The sequence below is a fragment of the Acuticoccus yangtzensis genome (assembly GCF_001927245.1).
Lineage (GTDB): Bacteria > Pseudomonadota > Alphaproteobacteria > Rhizobiales > Amorphaceae > Acuticoccus > Acuticoccus yangtzensis.
Genome location: NZ_MJUX01000005.1, coordinates 239307 through 251876 on the forward strand (window position 1 = coordinate 239307; position 12570 = coordinate 251876).

Genomic DNA, 12570 nt, shown 5'->3' on the forward strand with positions numbered 1-12570 from the left:
CTAAGCCCCGCCACGGCTCCGCGAGAGTGTCGCGGCACGACCCTTCAAGAACACAAGGTCCCGGTATGGCGAAGATCAAGGTGGCGAACCCCGTCGTTGAATTGGACGGGGACGAGATGACCCGCATCATCTGGCAGTACATCAAAGACAAGCTGATCCATCCCTACCTGGACATCGACCTCGAATATTACGATCTCGGGATGGAGCATCGCGACGCCACGGACGACCAGGTCACCGTGGACGCCGCCAACGCCATCAAGCGTCACGGTGTCGGCGTCAAGTGCGCGACGATTACGCCGGACGAGGCGCGGGTGGAAGAGTTTAATCTCAAGAAGATGTACCGTTCCCCGAACGGCACCATCCGCAACATCCTCGGCGGCGTCATCTTCCGCGAGCCGATCATCTGCCGCAACGTGCCCCGCCTGGTGCCGGGGTGGACGCAGCCGATCATCATCGGCCGCCACGCCTTCGGCGACCAGTACCGCGCGACCGACTTCGTGGTCCCCGGCAAGGGCAAGCTGACCCTGACCTTCACGCCCGAGGACGGCGGCGAGGTCAAGGAATTCAACGTGTTCGACTTCCCGGGCGGCGGCGTCGCGATGGCGATGTACAACCTCGACGAGTCGATCAAAGACTTCGCCCGCGCCTCCATGAACTATGGCCTGATGCGCAAGGTTCCGGTCTACCTGTCGACCAAGAACACCATCATGAAGGCCTATGACGGGCGCTTCAAAGACATCTTCCAGGCGATCTTCGACGCCGAATTCGCGGACCAGTTCAAGGCCGCCGGCATCACCTACGAGCACCGCCTGATCGACGACATGGTGGCCTCCGCCATGAAGTGGTCCGGCGGCTACGTCTGGGCCTGCAAGAACTACGACGGCGACGTCCAGTCCGACACCGTGGCCCAGGGCTTCGGTTCGCTCGGCCTGATGACCTCCGTGCTGATGACGCCGGACGGTCAGACGGTGGAAGCGGAAGCCGCCCACGGCACCGTGACGCGCCACTACCGCCAGCACCAGAAGGGGCAGGCGACGTCGACCAACTCCACCGCGTCGATCTTCGCCTGGTCCCGCGGCCTCGCCCACCGGGCCAAGCTCGACGACAACGACGATCTGAAGACCTTCGCCGACCAGCTCGAGAAGGCCACCGTCGGCTGCATCGAGGACGGCCACATGACGAAGGACCTCGCCCTCCTCGTCGGCGCCGATCAGAGCTGGGAATCGACCACCGGGTTCCTCAATTCGGTCTCCGACCGCCTGGCCAAGACGCTCGCCTGAGGCGGCGCGAACGACCGGCGGGCACCTCGCCCGCCCTATAAATTACGATGATTCGGCACGGGCGCTCCCCGTGCCGTTTTTCGTTGGGCCCCGCGCGGGATGGGCCGCCGCGCCGCAGCCCTCGCCCGCCGTTCCCTCCGCCCCGCGCCCCCGAGACACGCCGTTGTCCGTCATCCCCGTGCCGGTCGCCACGATCGGCCTCCTGATCGCCTCCAACGTCTTCATGACCTTCGCGTGGTACGGTCACCTAAAGTTCAAGACGGCGTCTCTCCTCATCGCCATCCTGGCGAGCTGGGGCATCGCGTTCTTCGAGTATCTGCTGCAGGTGCCGGCGAACAGGATCGGCTACGGATACTTCAACGCCGCGCAGCTCAAAACCATCCAAGAGGTGATCACCCTCTCGGTCTTCATGATCTTCTCCGCCTTCTACCTGGGCGAGCCGGTCAAGTGGAACCACGCGGTCGGCTTCACCCTGATCGCCGGCGGAGCGTGGTTCGTCTTCCAGGATTTTTCGGGACGTTGACGACGCGCGGGGCCGACGGGCGGCCCCTCAGGCCGCGACCTTCGTGTCGCCGTCCGCCAGCTTGGCGAGCTTGGTGAGGAGTACGGCGACGCCCTTGGTGCGTTTGTCGGCGTCCGGCCAGTCGCGGATGAAGACGATCTTCTGGTCCGGCCGCATCTTGGCGAGTGAGCCTTCGCCGGCGATCATCTGCACCAGCCCCTGCGCATTGTCGAACTCGTTGTTGCGGAAGGTGATCACGCAGCCCTTCGGCCCGGCGTCGATCTTCTCCACGTTCGCCCGGCGGCACAGCGCCTTGATGTAGACGATCTTCAGAAGCCACTCGACCTCGTCGGGAATCTTGCCGAAGCGGTCCGTCATCTCGGCCCCGAAGGCGTCGATCTCGCGCGCGGAGGAAAGGTCTGCCAGGCGCCGATAGAGCGACATGCGAAGCTGCAGGTCCGGGATATAGTCCTCCGGGATCAGCACCGGGATGCCGATGGAGATGTGCGGCGACCAGTGGTCAGGCGCCTCGTCGTCGGACCCTGCCTTGAGGGTGGCGACGGCCTCCTCCAGCATCGACTGGTAGAGCTCGAAGCCGACCTCCTTGATGTGGCCGGACTGCTCCTCGCCGAGGAGGTTGCCGGCGCCGCGAATGTCGAGATCGTGCGACGCGAGCTGGAAGCCGGCGCCAAGATTGTCGAGCGAGGACAGCACCTTGAGCCGGCGCTGGGCGGGGCCGGTCAGCGTCTTGTCCACCGGCGTCGTCAGCAGCGCGTAGGCGCGGGTCTTGGACCGGCCGACGCGGCCGCGGATCTGGTAGAGCTGCGCCAGGCCGAACATGTCCGCCCGGTGGACGATCAGCGTGTTGGCGGTCGGAATGTCGAGTCCCGCTTCCACGATGGTGGTCGCCAGAAGAACGTCATACTGGCCGTCGTAGAAGGCGTTCATCACCTCGTCGAGGTCGGTGGCCGACATCTGGCCGTGGGCGATGGCGACCTTCACCTCCGGCACGTGCTGCTCCAGAAACTCCTTCTGACCCGCAAGGTCGGACACGCGCGGGCAGACGTAGAAGGACTGCCCGCCGCGGTAGCGCTCGCGGAGCAGCGCCTCGCGGATGGTGAGCGGGTCGAAGGGCGTGACGAAGGTGCGCACCGTGAGCCGGTCGACGGGCGGCGTCGCGATGAGGGAGAGTTCGCGCACGCCAGTCAGCGCCAGTTGCATGGTGCGCGGGATCGGCGTCGCGGAGAGGGTCAGGACGTGCACGTCCGACTTCAGCTCCTTCAGCTTCTCCTTGTGCTTCACGCCGAATTTCTGCTCCTCGTCGACGATCAAGAGGCCGAGATCGCGGAACTCGATCCCCTTGGCGAGCAGCGCGTGGGTGCCGACGACGATGTCGACATCGCCCGACGCCAGCCCCGCCTTCATCTCGCGCATGTCCTTCGCAGAGACGAGGCGCGAGGCTTGCTCGACACGCAGCGGAAGCCCGGCGAAGCGCTCCTTGAAGGTCTTGAAGTGCTGGCGGGCGAGCAGCGTCGTGGGCACCACCAGCGCCACCTGCTTTCCGTCCATGGCGGCGAGGAAGGCGGCGCGGATCGCCACCTCCGTTTTGCCGAAGCCGACGTCGCCGCACACCAGGCGGTCCATCGGCATCCCCTTGGCGAGATCCTCGGCGGTGGCCTCGATGGCGGCGAGCTGATCGTCGGTCTCGTTGTAGGGGAATTTCGCCACGAACTCGTCGTAGACGCCGTGGGGCGGCATGATGACGGGGGCCTTCTTCAGGAGGCGCTGGGCGGCGGTCTTGATGAGCCCGTCCGCGATCTCGCGCACGCGCTCCTTCATCTTCGCCTTGCGGGCCTGCCAGCCGGCGCCGCCCAGCTTGTCCAGCACCACGCCCTCGGTGTCGGACGCGCCGTAGCGGGACAGAAGGTCGATGTTCTCCACCGGCAGGTAGAGCTTGTCGTCCTTCAGGTAGGCGATCTCGACGCAGTCGTGCGGCGCCCCCGCCGCCTCCAGCGTCTTGAGGCCGATGAAGCGGCCGATGCCGTGGTCGACGTGCACGACGAGGTCGCCCGGCGCCAGCGAGGCGACCTCGGTGAGGAAGTTGGCGTCGCGCTTCCTCTTGCGGCTGCTGGAGACGAGCCGGTCGCCCAGGACGTCCTGCTCGGCGACGATGACGTAATCGGGCGTCTCGAAGCCGGTTTCAAGCTCCAGCACGGTGAGCGCGGCGGTGCCCTTGGGGAGCGCCTTCGCCTCGTCCATGGAGGCGACCTCGGCCATCTCGCCGATGCCGTGGTCCTTCAGCACCTGCGCCATGCGGCTGCGCGAGCCGTCCGACCATGACGCCACGATGGGCCGCCGCCCCTCCTTGCGGATGGCGTTGGCGTGGTCGACCAGCGACACGAAGATGTTGACGTTGCCCGCCGCGCGCTCGGCCGCGAAGGAGCGGCCCACCTTGCCGCCCGCGGGGACGGTCAGCGCACCGGCCTTGTCCGGCTCGTCGAAGGGCGACAGGCGCACGATGCGGCTTCCGGCGAAGATGTCGTCGATCGTCATCCCGGTAAGGTAGAGCTCACCGGTCGGCAGCGGGTTGTAGGGCGCGGTCTTCAGCGCCTCGCTGATGGTGGCGGTGCGGGCGGCGTAGTGGTCCTCGATCTCGGCCACGCGCTTGGCGATCGCGTCCTCGGCGAGGTGGTCGATGACGCAGCGCACGTCCGGCAGATAGTCGAACACGGTGGCGAGGCCGTCGTGGAACAGCGGCATCCAGTGCTCGACCCCCGACGCACGCACGCCCTCGGAGACGGAGTGGTAGAGAATGTCGTCCTTCGACGCGGCGCCGAAACGGCGCAGATAGCCCTCGCGAAACCGGCTGATCGTCTCGTCGTTCAGGATGACCTCGCTCATCGGGATGAGCTCGATCTCGGGCCATTGGCCGGTGGTGCGCTGGGTCTCCGCGTCGAACGGGCGGATGGTCTCCAGCGTGTCGCCGAAGAAGTCGAGGCGGACGGGCTGCTCGGTGCCCGGCGCATAAAGGTCGACGATGCCGCCGCGCACGGCATATTCCCCCGCCTCGCGCACGGTGGGGGTGCGAAGGAAGGCGTTGTCCTCCAGCCAGGCGAGGACGTCGTTCATGGCGACGTCCGACCCCGCCTTGTGGCGCATCGTCGCCCTGCGGATCACGTCGGGTTTCGGGACGCGCTGCAGGATGGCGTTGGCGGTGGTGAGCACGGCCACCGGCCCGTCCTTGGGGCCGCGCGCTGCGAGCTGGGCCAGCGCCCCCGCCCGGCGCGCCTGAACCAGGGTAGACGGCGAGGCGCGGTCATAGGGCATGCAGTCCCAGCCCGGCAGGCGGATCACCGGCAAAGCGGGGTCGAAGAAGGCGAGCGACTGCTCGGCCGCCTTCAGCCGCGCCCCGTCGCGCGCGACAAACACCACCGGCGCCCCTGAAGCGGCGGCCAGCGCGGCCAGCACCTCGCCCTCCATGCCGTCGGGGATCTGGGTGACGGTCAGGTCACGCGGCAGATCCGGCTCGGCGAGCCGGCGCAGACTGGGCTTTGAAAGTTCCTTGATCTCGGCGATCGAGAGCGCCTGCGCCTTCTTGGCCATCAACCTGCCTTGTGAAACTGGATGACGCGTTCCAAAACCGCGCTCTGATGATTCTCGGGAACGTCCGCTTGCTCTGTGATCCAGGCATAAAGTTCAGGGTCGGGAACGCTCATGAGAGCTTCCATGTCGGCCACGTCCGCATCGCTCCACTGGTCGATCGTGGCGTCGGCGAACCGGCCCAGAAGCAGGTCCATTTCGCGCGTACCACGGTGCCAGGTGTGAAAGAGAAGACGCTTCTTACGCGGGTCGAGGCCGGCGGAGCTGCGGGTCGTTCCAGACATAAACTTCTTTCCGCCCACGCTTTCAGTATCGGTGAAAGGCGGCGCTCTACAACGCAGGATGGCCGGCGCCCCGGAAGGACGCCGGTATGACAGGCAACGTCGATATCGGGCGCCTGATCGCCCCCGTCAATCGTCTCGCAGGTGTCGGCCCCGGCCGGGCGGACAGATTGGCCCATCTCCTCGGCCGCGAGAGCGCCGCCGAGACGCGAATCTTCGACCTCCTCAACCACCTCCCCTCCGGCATTTCCGACCGGCGCACCCTTGTGAAGGTGGCCGACGCGCCCGAGCGCGGCACCGCAACCTACACGGTCAGGATCACCGGCCACGAAGCCTCGCGCACACCGAAGGGGCCCGTGCGCGCGTTCGGCGAGGACGAGACGGGCAAGCTCGCGATCGTCTTCTTCCGCGGCGGTTACAAGTGGATCGTCGGCGCACTCCCGGTGGGCGAATGGGTGCGCGTGTCCGGCGACACCACGTGGCGCGACGGACGGCCACAGGTCATCCACCCCGATGCGACCGCCATCGTCGACGGTCCCGACGCGCCGATCGGCCCCGGTTTCGGCCTCGAGCCGACGTACCCGATGACGCAGGGGCTGACACCCGGCGTCCTCGCCGGGGCCATCGGCGCCGCGCTGGAGATGCTCGCCGACATTCCCGAGTGGCTGGACGGCGCGCTGATGACGCGCGAATCCTGGCCCGGTTTCGCCGACGCCTACCGCACCGTTCACCGGCCCGAAGAGGTGGGCGACATCCTGCCCACCTCCCCCGCCCGCCGCCGCCTCGCCTATGACGAGCTGCTGGCGAGCCAGCTCGCGCTCGCCATCGTGCGCGACCGTGAACGCACCCGGCGCGGCAAGGCGCGGCGCTGGGACCCTGCCGCCATCGACGCGCTGGAGGCATCATTGCCCTTCGCGCTCACCCCGTCGCAGCGCCTCGCCATCGCCGAGGTGTCGGCGGACCTCGCCGCCGAGCACCGCATGACACGCCTCGTTCAGGGCGACGTCGGCTCCGGCAAGACGATGGTGGCGATGGTGGCGGCGGCGATGGCGGCGGGCGACGGCGGCCAAACGGCCATCATGGCCCCCACCGACCTCGTCGCCCGCCAGCATTACGAGACGCTCGCCCGTTTCCTGGAGCCGCAGGGCGTCCCGGTGCGGCTCTTGACCGGCCGCATCTCCGACGCGGAGCGCGCCCGCGCCATGGCCGACCTCGCGGACGGCGCCGCCAAGGTCGCCGTCGGCACCCACGCGCTGTTTCAGGGCGCGGTGGAGTTCGCCGACCTTGCCCTCGTGGTGGTGGACGAGCAGCACCGCTTCGGCGTCTCCCAGCGCATGGCGCTGACGCAGAAAGGCCCCACCAGCGACCTCCTGGTGATGACCGCGACGCCCATCCCCCGCACCCTCGTCCTCGCCAGCTACGGCGACATGGACGTCTCCCGCCTCACCGACAAGCCCGCCGGCCGCCAGCCGATCGAGACGCGCGTGGTGTCCGACACGCGCCTCGGCGACATCATCGAGCGTTTGCGCGCGGCCATCGGCCGGGGCGAGAAGGCGTACTGGGTGTGCCCGCTGGTGGAGCCGGGCGAAGAGAGCGAGCTCACCGCCGCCGTCAGCCGCCACAAGGTGCTGACCGAGCGGCTCGGCCCCGTCGTCGGCCTCGTCCACGGCAAGACGCCGCTCGGCGAGCGCGAGGACGTGATGGCGGCCTTCAAGGACGGCGACGTCTCGGTTCTAGTGGCGACCACGGTGGTGGAAGTCGGCGTCGACGTTCCGGACGCGACGATCATGGTGATCGAGAACGCCGAGCGGTTCGGCCTGTCGCAGCTTCACCAGTTGCGCGGGCGGGTCGGGCGCGGCTCCAAGCCGTCCACCTGCCTCCTCCTCTACCGCTCACCGCTGGGCGCGGTGGCGCGGCAGCGGCTCGACACCATGCGCGCCACCAATGACGGCTTCCGCATCGCCGAGGACGACCTCAAACTGCGCGGCGAGGGCGAGCTTCTGGGCACCCGCCAATCCGGCGCGCCGCAGTTCCACGTCGCCGACCTCGACCGCGACGGTGACCTTCTGCAGATGGCGAGCGACGATGCGCGGCTGGTGGTCGCCACCGACCGCGACCTGACCGGCGAGCGGGGCCGTCCCCTGCGCGCCCTCCTCACCCTCTACGAGAGGCGCCGGGTGATCGAGCGGCTGCGCTCCGGTTGACGCGACGGCTCAGCGCGGCGCCGCGGCGGGGGCCGGGCCGTCCAGCAGCGGCACCAGCGCCTCGGGCGCGAAGCCGAAGGCGGCGGCGACGTCGTTCTGCACGAAGGGCCGCATGGCGCCGACCTGGGTCGCCATCGTCGCGGCGGTCGCCCGGCTGGGTGAGCCGGTCAGCGCCCGCGCCTCGATGCTGAGATCCCGCAGATTGCGCATCAGGTCCTGCGTGCGCTGGTCCGCGGCACTCCCCGGCACGGCGTAGGCGTTCACGGTCGAGGCGATGTCCAGCATCGCCGCGAAGCGCCCCTGCACGAAGGCGGCGTTGGCCTGTCCGTTGCCGCTCACACGGCCGAGCGGACCGCGCGGGCGCGGCGACAACACGTCCTCGGTGCGTGACAGCGTCCGCAGCAGGCCGACCAGCATGTCGAACAGGCGGCGGCGCGATCCGGCCGGCATCGTGGGATCGGTCCACTGCGCCTCGACGAGCCCCGCCTCCCAGCGCCGTTCCATCGTGCGTGCGACGGTGGCGACGTTGGCGGCCAGCGTCATCGCGAGGTCGCAGCTCCCGTCTGCGTCCGACATGTCGAACAGGGCGTATCCCAGCGCGGGCAGCCCCACATAGCTCGGCTCCAGGCTGCGCAGCGCGGTCAAGGTCGCCGGACCGTCCGGCGCACTGCCCATCAGCACCGCGAATTGGGTGCGTCCCAGCCCCTCGTCGCCGAACGGGCTCATCACGCTGGTGGCGGCGGTGCGGTTGAACTCGCTGCCGAAGGCCAGGGACACGGCGGCGCTACCGGCAAACATCGTGTCGACGAAGGCCGCCTCCAGGTCGTCGCTGGAATGGCCGTCGATGGAGCAGCGGCGCAGCACGATGTTCTGCAGCCGCGCCGCCGCCCGCGCGAAGGCGCCGAAGCGCGGCATCACGAGCTGGCGCGAAATATCGGCGATCGACGGGGTGTTGGGTCCTTCGACCGCGCTCGGATCGTCACCGGACAGACCCGTCGCGGCCTGCAGCGCGTTGATGACGTCGCCGGTGCGCTCCTGCGCTTGCACCGCTCCGGCGCCGGCGACGAGCGCCCCCAGCACCAGGGCCAGCGCCGCGCGCCTATTTGAGCTTGGCAAAGATCTCATCCAGCCGCTTGGCGTATTTCTTCGCCTCGGCCGCGATGGTGTAGTTCTTCGCCACGAAGGCCTTCGCCCGCTCGGCCCGCCGCTCGCGCTCTGCCGGGTTGGCCCGCACCGCCCGCATCATCTCCACAGCGCTCTCTTCTTTCGGGTTCGCCCACACCTGGTCACCGTCGACGAAGATATACTCGCCCGCCTTCGGCTCGACGAGATCATAATCGACCAGCCACGAATGCTCGGGCCGCGTGAAGTCGACATTGCCCGAATAGCCGGTGCACAGGATGGGAACGCCGATCGACATCGCCTCGATGAGCCCGAAGCCCCAGCCCTCCGAGCGGTGCAGCGACACGTAGCAGTCGCAGCCGCGCTTCAGGCGCATCAGGTCGGAATAACGCAGCGTTTCGTTGAGGATGGTGATGCGCGGGTCGGCCGCGGCGATCTCCACCAGGCGATCCCACCGGCGCGTCTGGTGCGGATCGTCCACGAAGTCGCGGTTATGGGTCTTGAGGACGAGATGAACGTCGTCATCCTCGCCGAACGCGGCCTTGAAGGCGGCCACTGTGGCGTGCGGGTTCTTGCGCTCCACGAAGGAGAACGAGTCGAAGGCGGCCATGAAGACGAAGGTCTTCGGTCCGATCGGCAGCCGCGCCTCCACCCATGCGCGCGACGCCTCGCGGCCCGGGTCCGGCACCTCCTCCACCGCCATGCCGACGTTGGTGACGGGCTTGCCCTTCATCACCGGCTTGTAGATCTCGACGCCGTACTCGGTGGCGACCCAGATCTCGTCGCAGATGTCGAAGGACAGGTTCTGCGCCTCCGCCGGACGGGACAGCTCCCAGAAATAATAGCCGATATTGTAGGCGCCGTTGAACACGTCCGGCATGTAGGCGAGCGCCATCGGCAGCGTCTCACCGTTGAGGTGGATGAGGTTCACCTGGGCCGGCTGCGGCACGTCGAACGCCAGGTCCTTGGTGTTCATGCCGACCGGGGCCGGATTGTCGAGATCGAAATCCAGAACGCTCGGCTCATAGCCAGCGGCCTTCAGCGTCTCGACCGACAGCCGCGCGGCCTGACCGAGACCGGACGACTTCGCCAGCGGGCCGATCACCTGGATCTTCACCCGCTCGGCCTTCGGCGCCGTCGCCGCAGGATAACGCGCCGCCTCGAAGCGGTTGCCGTGGACGTCGAACGTCGTGTAGCGCAGCCGCTTCAGGTCGAAGCCGCGCTTCAGCAGGAAGTCGGTATAGCGCTCGGCGTTGAAGACTTCGGTGATCGCCTCACCGGACGGGTGAAGCTCCTGCAAGGTCTGGTCGAACAGCGTTTCACCAGGCCCGCCGTCGAACAGTGCGGTCAGGTTCTTGGTCGGCAGGAAGCGGATGGTGCTCGGCCGCATCGTCGCCTGCAGCAGCACCCACACATGGACAAGCCGCCGGTGGTCGGCCAGCGACAGGTCGAGCACGCTGTAGCCCGGATTGGTCTTGTGCTCCTCCTCGATGAAGCGGGATAGCGCCCACTCCTGGCCGAGGAAGTAGTTCGGCACCCGGCGCAGCACGTCGACATAATAGTCGGGGATCAGACAGTCCTCGACCTTCAGGTCGACCGCGCGCTCCAGGCACCACCAGCGGACGAACTTCTCGTACTGTGCAAGGTCGGTCAGCGGGAAGACGTCGGCCGCGCCGTGCGTCGTCAGCGCATAGGACAGCGCCGCGCGGGACAGCTTGTAGCGGTTGCCGACCAGCGGCACGGTGGCGTTGAGATAGGCGATCTCGTCCGCCCCCAGCGGGATGCGGCGGTCCTTGCGCATGTGGATGTAGTTGTCGAGATACCAGCGCAATAGGTCGTTGCGCGTCGCCTCCGACCCGTCGAGCGGGATGCCTTGGTCGAGCTTCAGCCGGGTGTGCTGAAATTTCAGGTAGGGCGAGAGGGACTGGCGAACCTGGCTCGTCTGCGTGCCGTGGAAGGCGAACAGCTTCTCCTGCAGGGGATAGCGCTGCGGCTCGGTGCGCAGCCGCAGGGCGTGACTGTCCCGGCTCGACTTCGCCACCATCGCGATGGCGCTCTCCAGCGCCGGCGCCACCGCGCGGCGGATCTCGTCCGTGATCCCCTTGCGGTTCTGCAGCATGCGCCGCGTCAGGCTCTCATAGGAGCCGTCACCGCGCCGCACGAAGAATTCGAACGGAAGATCACGCTCGGCGAGGGATTCCTTGAACCCCTCCGGCATGCGCCAATAAAATCCGCAGCGGCGCGGGGCGAGACCCGCCGCCTCGACATCCTTGCGCACCACGTCGGCCCGGATGATGGCGCTCGGAATGCCGTCGACGACGAATTGCAGCGTCAACGGGGCGTGCAACGGATCGGTCTTGTCGGTGACCCAGCCCGAGACCTCGTTGGCGGAAAAGACGTCGATGTTCAGGGCGTAGGTGGACGTCTCACTCACAAACGGGCCTCATCGTCAGCGGGCGATTCTGCCGCCCTTGAAACAGGCCCCCGTGTTCGCAGACTGCCGCGCCTGCGGCAAGGCCAGTCTTGCCGGCCTCGCCTCCTGCGCGCGGCGGCGCTTTAGCTGTGGCGGACGATGTCCGCGTCGACCATCTCGCAGATCATCTCTTCGAGCGTGGTCTTCGGCTGCCAGCCCAGCGCCTGCTTGGCCTTGGTCGGATCGCCGAGCAGAATGTCCACCTCCGCCGGGCGGAACAGCTCCGGGTCGATGACGAGGTAGTCCGCCGGCTTCAGGCCGACGTGACCGAAGGCGATCTCCACCATGTCGCGGACCGACACCGTGCGGCCGGTCGCCACGACGTAATCGTCCGGCTTCTCCTGCTGCAGCATCAGCCACATCGCCTCGACATAGTCGCGCGCATGGCCCCAATCGCGCTTGGCGTCGATGTTGCCGAGCCGCAGCTCGTTCAGCTTGCCGAGCTTGATGCGCGCCACCGCGTCGGTGACCTTGCGCGTCACGAACTCGATCCCGCGCAGCGGCGATTCGTGGTTGAAGAGGATGCCCGAGGACGCGTGCATGCCGAAGCTCTCGCGATAGTTCACCGTCATCCAGTGGGCGTAGAGCTTGGCCGCGCCATAGGGCGAGCGCGGGTAGAAGGGCGTGCGCTCGTTCTGGTGCGCTTCCTGGATGAGGCCGAACATCTCCGACGAAGACGCCTGGTAGAAATGCGCCGTCGGCTGGGCGATGCGCACCGCCTCCATGACGTTGGCCGCACCCACGCCGGTGACGTTGCCGGTCAGAATCGGCTGCTGCCAGGAGGAGGCGACGAAGCTCTGAGCGGCGAGGTTATAGACCTCGTCCGGCTTGGCGGTTTCCACGCAGCGGATGAGGCTCGACAGGTCGGTCAGGTTCGCGTCGAGGAACTTGACGTCCTTTTCGATCTTCAGCCAGCGCAGGCGATGGTCGGCGATCCCGAAATGGCTCGAACGGCGCACCACACCGTAGACGTTGTAGCCTTTGCCGAGGAGCATCTGCGCCAGGTAGGCTCCGTCCTGTCCGGTAATGCCGGTGATAAGTGCCGTTGGCGCCATTCGGTGGATCTCGCTTGCTTCAACATGAGGATGCACCGACGCGAACAGGCGGC

At 67.7% G+C, this 12570-nt stretch carries 8 protein-coding genes; 3 read left to right on the forward strand and 5 right to left on the reverse strand.

What is annotated here, in order from left to right:
- Positions 1–65: 65 nt before the first annotated feature.
- Both BIX52_RS14500 and BIX52_RS14505 read left to right on the forward strand, forming a co-directional pair.
- Positions 66–1280: an NADP-dependent isocitrate dehydrogenase gene (locus BIX52_RS14500; RefSeq protein WP_075221793.1), complete on the forward strand. Its 1215-nt coding sequence runs from the start codon at positions 66–68 to the stop codon at positions 1278–1280.
- A gap of 163 nt (positions 1281–1443) precedes the next feature.
- Positions 1444–1803 carry a DMT family protein gene (locus BIX52_RS14505; protein WP_075221794.1) on the forward strand — a complete coding sequence of 120 codons (360 nt, stop codon included), beginning with the start codon at positions 1444–1446 and terminating at the stop codon, positions 1801–1803.
- 27 nt (positions 1804–1830) lie between these two features.
- On the opposite strand, the gene mfd is transcribed toward BIX52_RS14505, so the two are convergent.
- Positions 1831–5349: a transcription-repair coupling factor gene (gene mfd, locus BIX52_RS14510; RefSeq protein ID WP_425426688.1), complete on the reverse strand. Its 3519-nt coding sequence runs from the start codon at positions 5347–5349 to the stop codon at positions 1831–1833.
- Between the two features lie 35 nt (positions 5350–5384).
- Entirely contained in the window at positions 5385–5666 is a 282-nt protein-coding gene (locus BIX52_RS14515; protein ID WP_075221795.1) for an FAD assembly factor SdhE, read from the reverse strand.
- A gap of 86 nt (positions 5667–5752) precedes the next feature.
- Between BIX52_RS14515 and recG the strand changes: the two genes are divergently transcribed.
- Positions 5753–7867 carry an ATP-dependent DNA helicase RecG gene (gene recG, locus BIX52_RS14520; RefSeq protein WP_075221796.1) on the forward strand — a complete coding sequence of 705 codons (2115 nt, stop codon included), beginning with the start codon at positions 5753–5755 and terminating at the stop codon, positions 7865–7867.
- 9 nt (positions 7868–7876) lie between these two features.
- Here the strand turns inward: recG and BIX52_RS14525 are convergent, their stop codons facing one another.
- From BIX52_RS14525 to gmd, 3 genes are all read right to left on the reverse strand, one after another.
- The gene (locus tag BIX52_RS14525; RefSeq protein ID WP_139312777.1) at positions 7877–8983 is read right to left on the reverse strand and encodes a hypothetical protein; all 1107 of its coding nucleotides are present in this window, start codon (positions 8981–8983) and stop codon (positions 7877–7879) included.
- Positions 8967–11423, reverse strand: coding sequence for a glycosyltransferase (locus BIX52_RS14530; protein WP_075221798.1), 2457 nt, complete (start codon positions 11421–11423; stop codon positions 8967–8969). The genes BIX52_RS14525 and BIX52_RS14530 overlap by 17 nt, the downstream gene beginning before the upstream one ends.
- A 122-nt stretch (positions 11424–11545) precedes the next feature.
- Positions 11546–12517: a GDP-mannose 4,6-dehydratase gene (gene gmd, locus BIX52_RS14535; protein ID WP_075221799.1), complete on the reverse strand. Its 972-nt coding sequence runs from the start codon at positions 12515–12517 to the stop codon at positions 11546–11548.
- Positions 12518–12570 lie beyond the last annotated feature (53 nt).

Bases quoted from the DNA above. Each gene is read 5' to 3' on its own strand.
- gmd (WP_075221799.1), bottom strand. From the start codon at position 12,517: ATGGCGCCAACGGCACTTATCACCGGCATTACCGGACAGGACGGAGCC.
- BIX52_RS14500 (WP_075221793.1), top strand. From the start codon at position 66: ATGGCGAAGATCAAGGTGGCGAACCCCGTCGTTGAATTGGACGGGGAC.
- BIX52_RS14515 (WP_075221795.1), bottom strand. From the start codon at position 5,666: ATGTCTGGAACGACCCGCAGCTCCGCCGGCCTCGACCCGCGTAAGAAG.
- recG (WP_075221796.1), top strand. From the start codon at position 5,753: ATGACAGGCAACGTCGATATCGGGCGCCTGATCGCCCCCGTCAATCGT.